This window comes from Curtobacterium sp. MCLR17_042, from assembly GCF_003234695.1.
GTDB lineage: Bacteria > Actinomycetota > Actinomycetes > Actinomycetales > Microbacteriaceae > Curtobacterium > Curtobacterium flaccumfaciens.
In genome coordinates, this window is the sequence record NZ_QKTD01000002.1 from 318,185 (window position 1) to 334,082 (window position 15,898).

14 protein-coding genes are annotated in these 15,898 nt (G+C 72.1%); 6 read left to right on the plus strand and 8 right to left on the minus strand.

What is annotated here, in order from left to right; genetic code table 11:
* Positions 1 to 29: 29 nt before the first annotated feature.
* Genes DEJ02_RS03770 through DEJ02_RS03790 form a run of 5 tightly spaced genes read right to left on the minus strand, consistent with a single transcriptional unit; the run spans position 30 to position 5,779 of the window.
* Entirely contained in the window at positions 30 to 1,169 is a 1,140-nt protein-coding gene (locus DEJ02_RS03770) for a cysteine desulfurase family protein (RefSeq protein ID WP_111032036.1), read from the minus strand.
* Positions 1,170 to 1,171: 2 nt separating this feature from the next.
* Entirely contained in the window at positions 1,172 to 2,095 is a 924-nt protein-coding gene (nadC, locus tag DEJ02_RS03775) for a carboxylating nicotinate-nucleotide diphosphorylase (protein ID WP_111032037.1), read from the minus strand.
* Positions 2,092 to 3,759, minus strand: a complete 1,668-nt coding sequence (nadB, locus tag DEJ02_RS03780; RefSeq protein WP_111032038.1) for an L-aspartate oxidase — start codon at positions 3,757 to 3,759, stop codon at positions 2,092 to 2,094. The genes nadC and nadB overlap by 4 nt, the downstream gene beginning before the upstream one ends.
* 32 nt (positions 3,760 to 3,791) lie before the next feature.
* Positions 3,792 to 5,063, minus strand: coding sequence for a quinolinate synthase NadA (gene nadA / locus DEJ02_RS03785; protein ID WP_111032039.1), 1,272 nt, complete (start codon positions 5,061 to 5,063; stop codon positions 3,792 to 3,794).
* A gap of 8 nt (positions 5,064 to 5,071) precedes the next feature.
* Positions 5,072 to 5,779 (minus strand): NUDIX domain-containing protein, encoded by a 708-nt coding sequence (locus DEJ02_RS03790; protein WP_035808830.1) that lies wholly within the window; start codon positions 5,777 to 5,779, stop codon positions 5,072 to 5,074.
* Positions 5,780 to 5,923: 144 nt separating this feature from the next.
* On the opposite strand from DEJ02_RS03790, the gene DEJ02_RS03795 reads away from it, so the two are divergent.
* The 3 genes from DEJ02_RS03795 to DEJ02_RS03805 all read left to right on the plus strand — a co-directional run bounded on the left by DEJ02_RS03795 (position 5,924) and on the right by DEJ02_RS03805 (position 9,210).
* A complete protein-coding gene (locus DEJ02_RS03795; protein WP_071247546.1) occupies positions 5,924 to 6,205 on the plus strand; it encodes an acylphosphatase in 282 nt (93 codons plus the stop codon).
* A gap of 167 nt (positions 6,206 to 6,372) precedes the next feature.
* Positions 6,373 to 7,854 (plus strand): MDR family MFS transporter, encoded by a 1,482-nt coding sequence (locus DEJ02_RS03800; RefSeq protein WP_027466292.1) that lies wholly within the window; start codon positions 6,373 to 6,375, stop codon positions 7,852 to 7,854.
* A 108-nt stretch (positions 7,855 to 7,962) separates the two neighbouring features.
* Entirely contained in the window at positions 7,963 to 9,210 is a 1,248-nt protein-coding gene (locus tag DEJ02_RS03805; protein ID WP_111032040.1) for a D-arabinono-1,4-lactone oxidase, read from the plus strand.
* 150 nt (positions 9,211 to 9,360) lie between these two features.
* Here the strand turns inward: DEJ02_RS03805 and DEJ02_RS03810 are convergent, their stop codons facing one another.
* Entirely contained in the window at positions 9,361 to 9,870 is a 510-nt protein-coding gene (locus DEJ02_RS03810) for a 2'-5' RNA ligase family protein (RefSeq protein WP_111032041.1), read from the minus strand.
* 177 nt (positions 9,871 to 10,047) lie between these two features.
* Between DEJ02_RS03810 and DEJ02_RS03815 the strand changes: the two genes are divergently transcribed.
* Genes DEJ02_RS03815 through DEJ02_RS03825 form a run of 3 tightly spaced genes read left to right on the plus strand, consistent with a single transcriptional unit; the run spans position 10,048 to position 12,715 of the window.
* Entirely contained in the window at positions 10,048 to 10,998 is a 951-nt protein-coding gene (locus DEJ02_RS03815) for a MetQ/NlpA family ABC transporter substrate-binding protein (RefSeq protein WP_111032042.1), read from the plus strand.
* Positions 10,998 to 12,044 carry a methionine ABC transporter ATP-binding protein gene (locus tag DEJ02_RS03820; protein ID WP_111032043.1) on the plus strand — a complete coding sequence of 349 codons (1,047 nt, stop codon included), beginning with the start codon at positions 10,998 to 11,000 and terminating at the stop codon, positions 12,042 to 12,044. Before DEJ02_RS03815 ends, DEJ02_RS03820 begins: the two co-directional genes overlap by 1 nt.
* Positions 12,041 to 12,715, plus strand: coding sequence for a methionine ABC transporter permease (locus DEJ02_RS03825; RefSeq protein WP_017888525.1), 675 nt, complete (start codon positions 12,041 to 12,043; stop codon positions 12,713 to 12,715). Before DEJ02_RS03820 ends, DEJ02_RS03825 begins: the two co-directional genes overlap by 4 nt.
* Positions 12,716 to 13,550: 835 nt before the next feature.
* On the opposite strand, the gene DEJ02_RS03830 is transcribed toward DEJ02_RS03825, so the two are convergent.
* Both DEJ02_RS03830 and DEJ02_RS03835 read right to left on the minus strand, forming a co-directional pair.
* On the minus strand, positions 13,551 to 14,327 hold the full coding sequence (locus tag DEJ02_RS03830) for an endonuclease/exonuclease/phosphatase family protein (RefSeq protein ID WP_071405095.1): 777 nt from the start codon (positions 14,325 to 14,327) through the stop codon (positions 13,551 to 13,553).
* A 133-nt stretch (positions 14,328 to 14,460) separates the two neighbouring features.
* Positions 14,461 to 15,870 (minus strand): MFS transporter, encoded by a 1,410-nt coding sequence (locus tag DEJ02_RS03835; protein WP_111032044.1) that lies wholly within the window; start codon positions 15,868 to 15,870, stop codon positions 14,461 to 14,463.
* Positions 15,871 to 15,898: the final 28 nt, after the last annotated feature.

Sequence of the window (15,898 nt, forward strand, 5' to 3'; positions counted from 1 at the left end):
CAGAGATGGAGTAGAACGTCTAGTACACCTCAGCCGAGGGCGCGAACGGTCGCCACGGCGTCGGCCACGGCCCCGACGACGACCGGGACGTCGTCGGCCGTGAGCGCCGCGTCGAACGTCAGACGGAGCGCGGTGCGCGCAACGTCCTCGGGGATCCCGAGCGCCGTGAGCACGTGGGAGGCCTCGGTGCTGCCCGCAGCACAGGCGCTGCCCGACGACGACACCACGTCGCGCTGCTCGAGCTCGAGCAGGACGGTCTCGCCGTTGACGCCCGGGAAGCAGAACGACGCGTGCCCGGGCAGTCGGTGCTCCCGCGACCCGGTGACGAACGCGCCGGGGACCGCGGCGAGCACGCCGTCGAGCACCGCGTCGCGCACGGTGGTCGCCGTGCCCTCCCCCGACCGCGCCGTCTCCGCCGCCAGCCCGAGGGCTGTCCCCACCGCCACGGCGCCGGCGACGTCCTCGGTGCCGGACCGCCGTCCCCGTTCCTGTCCCCCGCCGTGCAGCAGCGGCTCGAGCGGGACGCCGGAGCGCACGGCGAGCACGCCGGTGCCCTTCGGGGCGCCGAGCTTGTGCCCCGACAACGACAGCGCGTCGACGCCCAGGGCCCCGAGACCGATCGGCAGCCAGGGCGCGGACTGCACGGCGTCGGTGTGGAACCGCGCCCCGACCTCGTGCGCCACCGCCGCGAGCGCGGGGACGTCCTGCACGGTGCCGATCTCGTTGTCGGCGTGCGCGATCGAGACGAGCGTGGTGTCCGGGCGGAGTGCCGCGCGCAGCACCGCGGGGTCGACGCGGCCGTCCGGGCCGACGGGCAGCACGGTGACGTCGAAGTCGTGGAAGCGGGCGAGGTACGCGCAGCTCTCCAGGACGGCCTCGTGGTCGATGGCGCTCGTGACGACGTGCCGACCGCGGGGTGTGGCGAGGGTGATCCCCTTGATCGCGGTGTTCGCTCCCTCGGTGCCGCCGGTGGTGAAGACGACCTCGGCGGGTCGGCACCTGAGCACCCCGGCGACGGCGGACCGTGCGGCGGCGAGTCCCCGCGCGGCCTCGTCCCCGACCCCGTGCGTCGACGAGGGGTTGCCGAACACCCCCGTCAGGTAGGGCCACATCGCCTCGAGCACCTCGCGGCGGACCGGGGTGGTGGCGGCGCGGTCCAGGTAGAACACGACTAGTCCCGCACGGGCACCGCGACGTGCTCCGTCGGCACCGCGACGTGCTCGGGCACCGCGACGTCGATGTCGAGTCCGAGGTCGAGCGCCCGCGCCGAGTGGGTCAGCGCCCCGACCGAGATGACGTCGACGCCGGTCGCCGCGATCGCCGCGACGGTGTCGAGCGACACGCCTCCCGAGGCCTCGACGAGCGCGCGTCCGGCGACGATGCCGACCCCGGTCACGAGTTCGTCCGGGGTGAAGTTGTCGAGCATGATCGTGTCGACCCCGGCCGCGACGACGGGTTCGATCTGGTCGATCCGGTCCACCTCGACCTCCACGTGCACGGTGTGCCCGAGCCGCTGACGGGCCTGGGCGATCGCGTCGCCGATGCCGATCCCGCCGGCCAGGAGCACCGCCAGGTGGTTGTCCTTGGCGAGCACGGCGTCGGACAGCGAGGTGCGGTGGTTGTGTCCGCCGCCGCACCGGACGGCGTACCGCTCGAGTGCTCGGAGGCCCGGCGTCGTCTTCCGGGTGTCGACGATCCGCGCCGAGGTGCCAGCGGCGGCCGCGACGTGCGCCGCGGTGGTCGTCGCGATGCCCGACATCCGCTGCACCAGGTTGAGGGCGACCCGTTCGGCCCGGAGCACGGCCCGCGCCGACCCGGTCACGGTCGCGAGGACGTCGCCCGCGACGAAGCGCGTCCCGTCGGCGACGTGCACGACGGCGTGGATCGACGGGTCGACGGCGTGCATCACGGCGACGAACACCGCGCCGCCACTCAGCACGCCGGGCTCGCGCGCGCCGAGGGTCGCGGTCGCAGTCGCCTCGGCGGGGATGAGGGTCTCGCTGGTGACGTCGCCCCAGGGCGCGTCCTCCTCGAGCGCGGTCTCGATCACGCGACGGAGCGCGTGCGGCGGGATGGTGCCGGGGTCGGTGGTCATGCGGGTACCTCCTGCGGGACGGCTGCGGAGCCGTCCGTGCGTTCATCCGTGTGCTCGTCGGGGTGTGCGTCGGTGGGGTCGGCGACCCAGGCGTACGAGGCCGGGGCGGTGGAGTCGGTGCCGGGGTGGTCGGTGCGGGCGTGCGCCCCGCGGGACTCGGTGCGGGCCTCGGCGGCGAGCGCGACGAGTCGCGCCAGGTCGAGGAGCGCACGGTCCTCGTGCTCGCGCACGCCGCCGCCGGTCGGCGCGGTCAGCGCGTCGAGCTCGCGGCGCGCGCTGGCCAGCCCGACGGCGTCACGGAGCAGCCCGACGCGGTCCGTCATGACGGACTGGACCACCTGTCGGACGGCACCGACGTCGTCGAGGTGGGTCGCGCCTCCAGGCGGGGTCGGACGGGAGGAACGGATCGCGTCGGCCGCTCGGGGCACGCTGGTGACGTGGAGACCGGCGTCCCCGCGCAGGCGGAGCAGGCCGGGTCGCGGTGCGGCGACCGCGTCTGCTGCGCGGACCGCGAAGACGAGTCCCTCGAGCAGGGAGTTCGAGGCGAGCCGGTTGGCGCCGTGGACCCCGGTGCAGGCGGCTTCACCGACGGCGAGGAGTCCGGGCAGGCTGGTGCGGCCCTCGGCGTCGGTGGCGATGCCGCCCATCGAGTAGTGCGCGGCCGGTGCGACCGGGACGCCCTCGCGGGTCCAGTCGAAGCCGGCGGCGCGGGTGGCCCGGGTGAGTCCGGGGAACCGCGTGACCAGGAACCCGGCGTCGAGGCCGGTGGCGTCGAGGAGCACGGGCGCGCCGCCCTGGTCGCGCACCGCGGCGGCGATCCCCCGGGCGACGACGTCACGCGGGGCGAGCTCGGCGTCCGGGTGCACGTCGGTCATGAAGCGGTGCCCGGCGGCGTCGCGGAGGACGGCGCCCTCACCGCGGACGGCTTCGGACACCAGGCCGCCACCGGGGACGGCCAGCCGTGTCGGGTGGAACTGGACGAACTCCAGGTCGGCGAGGACGGCGCCCGCGCGCCAGGCGGCGGCGACCCCGTCACCGGTCGCGACCAGGGGGTTCGTCGTCTCGCGGTACAGGTGTCCGGCTCCCCCGGACGCGATGACGACGGCGTCCGCGTCGAGCCGGCGGGGTTCCCCGAGCAGGTCGAGGACGTCGACGCCGACGACCACGCCGCCGCGGACGACGAGGTCGGTCAGGCTCGTGCGCTCGAGGATCGTGACGTGCCGTCGGTGCAGTGCCGCGATGAGGGTGCGTTCGATGGCGGCTCCGGTCGCGTCACCGTCGGCGTGCACGACGCGCCACCGGCCGTGCGCGGCTTCACGACCGCGTGCGAGGTCGTCGCCGTACCGGTCGAGGGTCGCCGGGTCCGACGACCGGTCGAAGGGCACCCCGAGGGCGAGCAGGTCGCGGACGCGGGCCGGGCCGTCGGTGCACAGGACCTCGACGGCCCGGGCGTCGGCGCTGCCCGCCGCGGCGACGTGGGTGTCGGCCTGGTGCAGTGCCGCGGAGTCGTCGGCACCGAGCGCCACCGCGATGCCGCCCTGGGCGTACGCGGTGGCGCTGTCGGCGAGCGCCCCCTTCGTCACCAGGGTGACGTCGTGCAGGGCACTGGCGCGGATCGCTGCGGTTAGCCCGGCGATGCCGGACCCGACGATGACGACGTGCACGGTGGTCTCCCTCGTTCGGTCGGGTCCGCGTCTCAGCCGCGGGGCTTGGCCGCGAGCATGCGCTCGAGCGCGACCTTGGCGTCGGCCTGCACGTCGGCGGGGACGACGATCTCGTTGAGGACCTCGCCGCGGACGAGTGCTTCGAGCACCCAGGCGAGGTAGCCCGGGTGGATCCGGTACATCGTCGAGCAGGGGCAGACGACCGGGTCGAGGCAGAAGATCGTGTGCTGCGGGTACTCGGCTGCGAGGCGGTTCACCATGTTGATCTCGGTGCCGATCGCGAACGTCGTCGGCTCGGTGGCCGCAGCGACGGTCTTCCGGATCAGGTCGGTGCTGCCGGCGTGGTCGGCGGCGTCGACGACGGCCATCGGGCACTCCGGGTGCACGATGACCTGCACGCCCGGGTGCTCGCGGCGGGCCTGGTCGATCTGGTCGACGGTGAAGCGGCGGTGCACCGAGCAGAAGCCGTGCCAGAGGATGACCTTCGCCGCTTCGAGGTCGCTCGTCTCGTTGCCGCCGAGGGGCTTCCGGGGGTTCCACATCGGCATCAGGTCGGTGCTGATGCCCATCGCCTTCGCGGTGTTGCGGCCGAGGTGCTGGTCGGGGAAGAACAGGACGCGCTGCCCACGCTCGAAGGCCCACTCGAGCACGGTCGCGGCGTTCGACGAGGTGCACACGATGCCGCCGTTGCGACCGCAGAAGGCCTTGAGGTCGGCGGCGGAGTTCATGTAGGTGACCGGGATCACGGGGACGCGGCCGTCGGCGTCGGGCTCGGTGCCGTACACCGCGGTCAGCTCCGCCCACGCGGCCTCGACGCTGTCGATGTCGGCCATGTCGGCCATCGAGCAGCCGGCGGCCAGGTTCGGCAGGATCACGCGCTGGTCGTTGCGCGCCAGGATGTCGGCCGTCTCGGCCATGAAGTGCACGCCGCAGAACACGATCGCCTCGGCGTCGGGTTTCGTCAGGGCGGCGTTCGCGAGCTGGAACGAGTCGCCGAGGAAGTCCGCGTGCCGGACGACCTCGTCGCGCTGGTAGAAGTGCCCGAGGACGACGACCCGGTCGCCGAGGGTGGCCTTCGCCCGCTCGATGCGCTCGTGGAGCTCGTCGGTCGGGGCCGTCTTGTACTCGTCGGGCAGGACACCCTGGCGCGGGGCACTCGTCGGGATGACGTCGGACATCGACGACCCAGGGCCGTACCCGGGGCGGGAGTCGAAGTCCCACGTCGGCATCGCGAGGTCGGGTGTGCAGGTGCTGCCGCCGGCCTTGCCGTTGGAGATGAGTTCGATCGTCGTGGCGATGGACACGGGGTTTCCTATCGGTTCCGCTGCTGGTGCTGATCGGCCCCGGTCTGCAGCGGGCCGTTGTCCGCGTAGGCCAGGTCGGGGTTCGAGCGGTACAGGCGGGCCGGACGGTGCCGGCCCCCGCTCGTGGTCTCGTCGGTCGGCAGGACCGCGTCGGTCTTCTCGACCTGCCGACGGAAGTTCGCGGGGTCGAGTGCTCGGCCGAGCACCGCCTCGTACACGCCGCGGAGTTCGGCGAGGGTGAAGCGGTCACCGAGGAACGCCTGCGCGATCCGCGAGTACGACATCTTGTTGCGCAGCCGCCACAGGGCGTACTCGACGATGCGGTCGTGGTCGAAGGCGAGGGGCGGGTGCTCGTCGGCCAGGAACCACCGGACGTTCCAGTCGTCGGGCACGACGTTCGCCTCGTCCGGGTGCACGAGTGCCCAGTACACGATCGACACCACGCGGCTCGGGGAGCGTCCGACGTCACCGAACGCGTAGAGCTGCTCGAGGTACCGCGGCTGGACGTTCGTCGTCTCGCGCAGTCGGGCGGCCGCGGAGTCCTCGAGCCCCTCGTCGTCGCCGACCCAGCCGCCGGGGAGCGCCCAGGAACCCTCGAACGGTTCGGCGACGCGACGGACGAGCGGCATCCACAGCGCCGGGGCCCCGGTGTCGGGGTGCGGGCGCAGTGCGACGATCACGGTGGAGACCGCGACGCGGATGCCTGCTTCGTCCATGGTAGAGATAGTGTCAATCTGACTCGAAGTGTTCGGGTTGGGATGACACTATCACTGCCGACGCGGCGCGCTCGTCACGAGCCGGAAACAGATCGTCACGGGGCCGAAAACTCCCGAGGGGCCGCCGCGGTTAGCGTGGAGGACATGACGACGGTGACGAGGGTGCATGCCGTGGTGTCGGGGACGGTCCAGGGGGTCGGCTTCCGGTACTGGACCGCTCGGAAGGCGGACGGGCTCGACCTCGTCGGCTACGCGAGGAACCTCTGGGACGGCACGGTGGAGGTCGAGGCCGAGGGACCCTCCGTCGCCGTCGACTCGTTGGTCGAGTGCCTGCGCACCGGGCCACCGTCGGCAACCGTGACCGACGTCAGCCTGCGGTCGGTCGTGCCGCACGGCGACGCCGACGGGTTCGCGATCCTGCACTGAGCCGATGTGCACGGGAGCTGCGCCGACGACCGGCGTGCTCGGCACCGATCGTTCACCTGCGGATGTCGGAGCGAAGCGGAATAATCGCATCCACTCAGGGAGTTGGCCTGTCTGCGCGTCCTGCGCCACACCCGTTCCACCCGTCGTGACCCACCAGGAGCACCCGCATGACCCAGGCCGTCGATTCCGCCCCCCGCACGGGAAGCGTCTCGCAGCCGTCCGCTGCCGAGACCCGACTCGTGATCGGGCTGCTGCTCGTCTCCGCGTTCGTCGTCATCCTCAACGAGACCATCATGGGCGTGGCCCTGCCCCGGCTCATGGACGACCTGGACATCAGCGCCGCGACCGGCCAGTGGCTGACCACCGGATTCCTGCTCACCATGGCGGTCGTCATCCCGATCACCGGGTTCCTGCTGCAGCGCTTCAACACCCGACCGGTGTTCGTCTGGGCGATGGGCCTGTTCTCGGTCGGCACGCTGATCGCCCTGCTCGCGCCGGGCTTCACCGTCCTGCTCGTCGGCCGCATCGTGCAGGCCAGCGGCACCGCGATCATGATGCCGCTGCTGATGACGACGGTCCTGACCCTGGTCGACCCCGCGCACCGTGGCCGCATCATGGGCAACATCTCGATCGTCATCTCGGTTGCTCCGGCCATCGGCCCGACGATCTCCGGCCTGATCCTCAACGCGTTCTCGTGGCGCTGGCTGTTCGGCTTCGTGCTGCCCATCGCGATCGCGGCGCTCATCCTCGGCATGGTCAAGGTGCAGAACGTCTCGACGCCGCGCAAGGCACCGATCGACGTCGTCTCGGTCGTGCTCTCCGCCTTCGCGTTCGGCGGCATCGTCTACGGCCTGTCCAGCATCGGCGAAGCCGGCACGACCGGCCCGCTCGTCCCGGTGACCGCCCTGGTCGTCGGTGCCGTCGCCCTCGCGGTGTTCATCGTCCGGCAGACGCGCCTGCAGCGCACCGACAGCGCCCTGCTCGACCTGCGCACCTTCCGCACCCGTGGCTTCACGGTGCCGATCGTCGCGATGGGCCTGAGCTTCATGGCGATGTTCGGCACGCTCATCCTGCTGCCGATCTACCTGGAGCGCGTCCTCGGCCTCGAGGTCCTGCAGGTCGGCCTGCTGCTGCTCCCCGGTGGCCTGCTGATGGGCCTGCTCTCCCCCATCGTCGGGCGCATCTACGACCGCCGTGGCCCGCGCGTGCTGCTCATCCCCGGATCGATCATCGTCAGCGCCGTGCTCTGGGCGCTCTCCACCGTGGGCGTCGACACCAGCGTGTGGTTCGTCCTCGGTGCACACGTGGTGCTGAGCATCGGCCTGGCCCTGACCTTCACGCCGCTGTTCACCGCGGCGCTCGGCGGGCTGCCCCCGAAGCTGTACTCGCACGGCAGCGCGGTGCTCGGCACGGCGCAGCAGCTCGCCGGTGCGGCGGGCACGGCCCTGTTCGTCACGCTGCTGACGATCGGTGCGGCCACCGCCGTCGAGGGCTCCGGTGCCCGCGGGGTCCAGGTGGCCACCGCGTCGGGCGTCGGCACCGCCTTCATGGTCGGCGCGATCATCTCGCTGTTCGGCATCCTCGCGTCGGTGTTCGTCCGCCGGCCCGAGGTGCCCGAAGGCGCGCCGACGCCCCCGCCCGTGCACTGACCGACGAGCCTCGCGCACCGACCGACGAGCCGGGCCGGACGCCGAACCCGTGACGGGACCGGCGCCCGGCCCGCGCCCGTCTCCGGACCGCGTGGCAGGGTGGGCGCCATGCGGTCGACGACGAGCGAGCTCAACTGGTCCGGCACGGTCACGTACACGGCCGAACGGGTCGTCCGTCCGTCGTCGATCGACCAGGCCGCCCAGGTCGTGGCCGACGCCGATCGGGTGCACGGCCTCGGTACCCGGCACTCGTTCAACGACGTCGCCGACACCCCGGGCACCCTGCTCGACCTGACCGGCATCCCCACCGACCTGGTCGTCGACGCCGAGCACCGCACCGTGACGCTCGGGGCAGGCACCCGGTACGGCGACGTCGCAGCCGACATCGACCGTGCCGGGTTCGCCCTGCACAACACGGGGTCCCTGCCACACATCTCCGTCGGGGGTGCGGTCGCGACCGGCACCCACGGTTCCGGCACGGCACTGGGCTCGCTCGCCACCGCGGTGCGCGCGTTCGAGGTGCTCGGTCCGGACGGCTCCGCCCGGACGATCGACCGGACGGACCCCGCGTTCGACGGTGCCGTGCTGCACCTCGGACTGCTCGGCATCGTGACCCGGGTGACCCTCGACGTGGAACCTGCCTACCGGATGCGTCAGGACGTCTACGGCGCGATCCCCTGGGACACCTTCACGGCGAACGTCGCCGAGGTGCACGCCACCGCGTACTCGGTGTGCGCCTACACGGTGTTCGGCGACGCGATCACCGAGGTCCTGGTGAAGTCGCGCGTCCCCGAGGGCGCCGAGGACGTGCCGGTCCCGGAGACCCTGGCCGGCGCACGGCGCCTGCCCGGCACCCCCGGCGACGACCACCGGACCGCGCGCGACGGCTCGGTCGGCCCGTGGTGGGACCGCCTGCCGCACTTCCCGATCGGGTCCGTCCCGAGCCACGGGTCCGAGGTGCAGAGCGAGCACTTCGTCCCGCTCCGGCACGCGGCGGCCGCCCTCGACGCGCTACGGGGGCTCGCCGACCGGATCCAGCCGCACCTGCACGTCTGCGAACTCCGGACGATGGCGGCGGACGACCTCTGGCTCAGCCCGACCCAGGGCGAGGACGTGCTCTGCATCGCGTTCACCTGGAAGAAGCACCCGACCGAGGTCGCCGCGCTCCTGTCCGACCTGGAGGCCCGGCTCGAGGCCTTCGACGGCCGACCGCACTGGGGCAAGATGAGCTCCCTCGACCACGCGGCGATCGCCGGGCTGTACCCGCGGCTGGCGGACTTCCGCGACCTCGTCGCCCGGGCCGACCCGGAGCGGACGTTCGCATCCGCGTTCGGCGAGCGCGTGCTCGGGACCTGACCCGGGCCTCCCGGCCGCGCCCCGCGCCCCGCGCCCCGCGCCCACGCGTCGGAACCAGGTTCCGGACACGGAACCGCGGGACGGCGCGGTGCGGTGTCCGGAACCTGGTTCCCGGTGCGGGAACGCGCCCGACGCGACCACCTCCAGCGGTCAGGGCGTCGTGAACGCGAGCGGCGTGATCGTCCGCGTCTCGCCGTCCCAGTGCCGCACGCCGCCGACGTCGAGCGTCTCCGGCAGCGGCACGGCGCGCAGCGCAGCGACGGCGCGCGGCAGGTCCTCGTCACGCACCCGGCGGGCCAGCGTGACGTGCGGCGACCAGTGCCCGGGCACCGACGTCTCGACGCCGCCGGCGGCGACCGCGTGCACCTCGCCGTGGAAGGTCGTGAGCGCCGCGTCGAGGACCACCGCGCGCACCAGGACCGACCGACCGGCACCCGCGGGGAAGAGCAGCAGCCCGCCGAGCCGGATCGCGGTCGGGACCGACGTGCGGAACCCGGCCGGCACGGGCAGCGTGTCCCCGGCGGCCAGGGTGACGTGCGGGGCGTTCGACGGCGACGGGTGCCGACCGAGGCTCGGCAGGTCGGCGTCGATCAGGGCCTGCCAGGCGGACCGCACGGCGGCGTCCGACTCCGGGCCGAGGACGAGTTCGATGCTGCGCACGATCCGAGTCAACCAAGTCGTGTCGGGACGCGTGCTCCCACGCAGGCGGCACGAGTCGAGTGCTGCGTAACACGACGGAACGGAACTCGCACCGGGGGTGTACCGCACGTCACACTCGTCTCCACGCCGCGGACCACCGCGGCTCCCCCACACGCACGGCCCACGAGGAGCACCAGCATGTCCGCAGCCCCCGCACTGCCCGAGAAGCCGAAGGGCAAGCGCCCGATCGGCTGGATCGTCGCCGCCGCGATCGTCGTCGTGGCGATCGTCGTCGCCGTCGTCGTGGGCGCCCTCCGCTCCGGGAGCAACGACGCCGGTGCCGCCGGTGACGCCGCCCCGAAGACCGTCACGATCGGTGTCGCGGACAAGTCGCTCGGCTACTGGAGCACGTACACGAAGCTCGCGAAGGACAAGCTCAACGTCACCGTGAAGCTGACGAACTTCTCGGACTACTCGCTGCCGAACCCCGCCCTCAAGGACGGCCAGCTGGACATCAACCAGTTCCAGCACATCCAGTACCTGGCGGACTACAACGTCACCTCGAACGACGACCTGCAGCCGATCGGCTCGACCGCCGTCTACCCGCTGCCGCTCTACGCGACGAAGTACGACAAGCCGTCCGAGCTGCCCGCGAACGCCAAGGTCGCGATCCCGAACGACTCGATCAACCAGGCCCGTGCGCTCCTGATCCTGCAGGCTGCCGACCTGATCACCCTGAAGGACGGCGGCTCGGCGTTCTCCACCGCCGACGACATCGAGACGAAGAAGGTCGACGTCCAGCCCCTCGACGCCTCGCAGACCGCGAACGCGCTGCAGCAGGGCTCCGTCGCCGCCGCCGTCGTGAACAACAACTTCGCCACCGCCGCCGGCCTGCCGATCTCGGACGCGATCTACCAGGACGACCCCTCGAGCGCGAGCGCCGCCCCGTACGTGAACGTGTTCGCCGTCCGCGACGAGGACAAGGGCAACAAGACCTACCTCGACCTGGCCGAGCTGTTCCAGGACGAGGCCGTGCAGAAGGCCTTCGCGAAGGACCTGCCCGAGGCCGTCGCCCGCGACGAGAGCGCCTCGAAGCTGCAGGACGAGCTCACCCAGGTCGAGCAGGACGCGAAGGCGGCCAAGCAGTAGTGCCGGTCCTCGTCGAACTCCGCGGCGTCTCGAAGCACTACCGCCGCGCCGACACCGGCGAGACCGTGGTGGCCGTCGAGGACGTCTCCCTGGACGTGCACCAGGGAGAGGTCCTCGGCGTCATCGGGTACTCCGGTGCCGGCAAGTCCACCCTGGTCCGCCTGGTCAACGCGCTGGAGCTGCCGAGCTCCGGCACGGTGACCGTCGCGGGCCGCGAACTGACGGCGATCCCCGAGCGGGACCGCCGTCTGGCGCGTCGCAACATCGGGATGATCTTCCAGCAGTTCAACCTGTTCCGGTCCCGCACGATCGCCGGCAACGTCGCGTACCCGCTCAAGGTCGCCGGTGTGCCGAAGGCCGAGCGGAACCGTCGCGTCGCCGAGCTGCTCGACTTCGTCGGTCTGCTCGAACGCGCCCACGCCTACCCGGAGCAGCTGTCCGGCGGCCAGAAGCAGCGGGTCGGCATCGCCCGCGCCCTCGCCGCGTCGCCCGACCTGCTGCTCGCCGACGAGGCGACCAGCGCCCTCGACCCGGAGACCACCTCCGAGGTGCTCGCGCTGCTCCGCCGGGTCAACCGGGAGCTCGGCGTCACCATCATCGTCATCACGCACGAGATGGACGCCGTCCGGCAGATCGCCGACCGGGTCGCCGTGATGGAGCAGGGGCGGGTCGTCGAGGTCGGGGACGTCTACGACGTGTTCTCGACCCCGAAGACCGGTGCCGCGCAGCGCTTCGTCCGCACCGCGCTGCACGACCGGCCCTCCCCCGAGACGCTCCGGCGCCTGCGGGACCGGCACCCGGGTCGGCTCGTCACGGTGCAGATCACCGACGAGGCCGGGCTGCAGAACCGCATCGACGCCGCGTTCCGCGCCGCCGGGGTCACCGCCGAACTCGTCTACGGCGGGGTCGGCGAGATCCGGGAGCGTCGGATCGGGTCGCTCACCTACGAGCTGAGCGCGCCCGGCGCCGAGCCCGACGCCATCGACGCCGCCATCGCCGCGCTGCGCGCCGACGGCGTCACGACCGACGAGGAGGCCGCCGCGTGAACAACAACTCGTTCCAGAGCGTGATCGACACGTTCGACGTCTTCCTCGCCGCCATCCGCGACACCATCGTGATGTCGCTGATCTCGCTGGTCATCGCCGGGGTCATCGGCCTCGCGCTCGGCCTGCTGCTCTACGCGACCCGGCCGGGCAACGTCCTCGGCAACCGCACCGCGTACACGGTGCTCAACGTGTTCGTGAACCTGATCCGCCCGATCCCGTTCGTGATCTTCCTCGCCGCGATCGCGCCGCTGTCGCGGGTCGTCGTGCAGACCACGATCGGCGTCCCCGCGGTGACCTTCGCGATCTCGTTGGCCGCGGCCTTCGCGGTGTCCCGGATCGTCGAGCAGAACCTGCTGTCGGTCGACCCGGGCGTCGTCGAGGCGGCTCGGGCCTCGGGTGCGCACCCGGTCTCGATCCTGCTGACCGTGCTCATCCCCGAGGGCCTCGGCCCCCTGATCCTCGGCTACACGTTCATCTACATCGGCATCGTCGACATGACGGCGCAGGGTGCGCTGATCGGTGGTGGCGGGCTCGGCGAGTACGCGATCACCTACGGCTCGCAGCGCTACGACTGGTGGGTGGTCTACGTCTCGGTGGCGGCGATCGTCGTCATCGTGCAGCTCGGCCAGTTCATCGGCAACCGCTTGGCGCGGGCGACGCTGCGTCGCTGACGCTTGCTCGCGGGCTCTGAGGGCAACCGCCTGGAGGCCCGGTGCCGGTCCACGAGACCGGCACCGGGCCTCCAGTGCGTCGCCGCCCCGACGGACGCGCCCAGCGTCGTCCGCCGAGCGGTCACGACTCCCCGCTCACGCCCGGCGAGGTCGCACGAACCGTCGCCCGACGCCCCCGCAACCGACAGTTTGCGGCCACTCGGCGATGCGCACGCGGCATGTCGTGCGACCTCGGCACGAGCCCGCCGACGCGCCAGAAGGCCCCCTGCCGAGCGGTCACGACTCCCCGCTCATCTCCGCCGAGGTCGCACGAACCGTGGTTTACCGGGCCCGCAACCGACAGTTCCCGACCACTCGGCGCCACACCCGCGGCACGTCGAGCGGCCTCGGCCCGGGCTGCTGAGCGGTCACCACTCCCCGCTCACCTCCGCCGAAGTCGCACGAACTGTCGACTGGAGTCTCCGCAACCGACAGTTTGCGACCACTCGGCGATGCGCACGCGACATGTCGTGCGACCTCGGCACGCACCGCCGACGCGCCCGAAGGCCCCCTGCCGAGCGGTCACGACTCCCCGCTCATCTCCGCCGAGGACGCACGAAGTGTCGGCTGGTGTCTCACCAACCGACAGTTTGCGACCACTCGGCGGCGCGCACGCGGCATGTCGAGCGACCTCGGCACGGGTTGCCGAGCGGTCACGACTCCCCGCTCACTTCCGCCGAGGTCGCACGAACCGTCGCCCGACGCCCCCGCAACCGACAGTTCCCGACCGCTCGGCGATGCGCACGCGGCATGTCGTGCAACCTGGGCGGCCGACACAAGCGGCCGCCGACGCGGGTCAGGCGGCGGGAGCCTCGACGGTGGTGACGGCGCCGGTCTCGCCGGGGTGCTCGTAGTGGGCACGGACCAGGATCGGGCGGTGGTCGGAGATGCCGGCCGGCAGGGTCTCGACGCCCGCGATGTGCAGGCCGACACTCGTCGCGAAGTCGAAGTGGCCCGTGAACTTGCGGTAGCGCAGGTACGTCGGCTGGTCGGACAGCGACAGCGCGAACCCGCCCTGCTCGATCTTGCGGCGCAGGTTCGTCTGGAACCACGGGTAGTTGAAGTCGCCGACCATGACCGCGGGGACGTCCTTCGCCAGCTCGCGCAGGAACTGGTGCGCGGCCTCGATCTGCTTGCGGCGCAGGGAGTTCGTCGCGGTCAGGGGCGAGGCGTGGAACGACGCGACGACGACCTCGGCGTCGGCCTCGGTGTCGCGCAGGTGCATCGCGATGAGCCGTTCGTGCGCGGGTGCGAGGACCCGGTCGTGCAGTGACTTCTGCAGCGAGTGGATGCTGAAGTCCTGCACCTCGAAGCGGTCGTCGCGCTTGTAGATCGCGAGCCCGAGTCGGTTGGTGCGGGTCGACGCGGCGAGCGAGAGGCCGCCGATCGACGGTGCGAGGTCGTTGCTGTCGCACTCCTGCACGCACAGGACGTCGGCGTCGGACGCCTCGGCGAGTGCGGCGAGCTCGCTGTTCGCGGTGTGCTCGCGGAGGTTGTAACTGACGACACGGAGCTGCGTGGGCTGCACGGTCTGCTCTGATGCGATCGTGCTCTGCTGCTCTGGCGCGGCCATGCTGCCTTCCTGTCCGGGTGTTCCGGTCACCCTGCCGCGGTCACCGTACTCGGGTACCGCGGACGGTTGCTGAGACTGTAACGCCTGCCGGGTTTCCACCGTGTGACCGTGACGGAAACGGACAGCGGCGGGATCAGGCGCGGACACGGCGGACCGGGCGGACGGTGTCGCCCGCTGTGCGACTCATCAGGATGCCCTCCACGCAGGCGACCACGAGCAGGGCGGCGATGACCCAGAACGCGGCCGCGTACGGTCCGTCGCCGCCCAGCCCGGAGGCCGCGCGGATGACCACGGCGGCGACGGCGACACCGAAGCCCGCGGCGGTCTGCTGCAGCGTCGACGACAGCGTGTTCGCGGGGGTCATGTCGGCCTGCTCGACGTCGGCGAAGGCGATGGTGTTGTACGCCGTGAAGCCCACGGAGCGGGCGGCACCGCTGACGACGAGCAGCACGGCGAGCAGCCAGAACGGGGTGTCCTCGGTCATGAACGCCATCGCGACCACGGTCAGCGCGGCGACGGCCGACGACACGATGATCACCGGGCGGTAGCCGAACCAGCGGAGGAACGGGGTGGTCATCGGCTTGATGCCGAGGTTGCCGACGAACACCCACAGCACGGCGGACCCGGCGAGCACGGCGCTCCAGCCCCAGGCGTCCTGGAACAGCAGCGGGAGCACGAACGGCACCGCGGACACCGCCAGGCGGAACAGGCTGCCGCCGGCGTGCGACACCCGGAAGGTCTCGAGTCGGAACGCGTCGAGCCCCATGATCGGGTGCGGAGCCCGGCGGAAGTGCCGGATCGCGAGCCAGCAGCACACCGCACCGAGGACGCCGGAGACGACGACCGCGGTGACCGGCACGACGTCGAGCGCGAGCAGCGAGGCCATGACCACGAGCGAACCGAGCCCGACGCAGGCGAGCAGCGACCCGAACCAGTCGAACGGCACCCGCTGCGCCGCACGCTCCTGTGGTACGAGCACCAGGGCGGCGACGAAGGCGATGACGCCGAGCGGGATGTTGATGAGGAAGATCCAGTGCCACGTCAGCGTCTCGACGAGGACCCCGCCGATGAACGGCGCGATGATCGGTGCGGCGAGGGCCGGCCAGGTCAGGATGGCGATGGCGGTGACGAGTTGTTCGCGCCCGGCGCTCCGGAGCACGACGAGCCGGCCGACGGGCACCATGAGCGCCCCACCGAGGCCCTGCAGGATGCGCCACAGCGTCAGCTCGACCAGCCCGGTGGACAGCGCGCACAGGGCGGACGCGATCGTGAACAGCGCGATGGCCCCGGCGAAGACGGTCCGGGAACCGATCCGGTCGGTGAGCCAGCCGGACACCGGGATGAACACCGCGAGGGTCACGAGGTACGCGGTGATCGCGACGCCCACCGCGGCGGAGTCGACCCCGAGGTCACGCCCCATGGCCGGGGCGGCGGTCGCCAGGATCGTGCCGTCCAGGAGCTCCATGAAGAAGGTCCCGGCCACCAGCACGGCGACCGCCGTGCTGCCCGTCCGTCGTCTGGGTGTCGTCGCCGTCGTCGTCATCGCCCACCGAGACTATGCCCGCCGACGT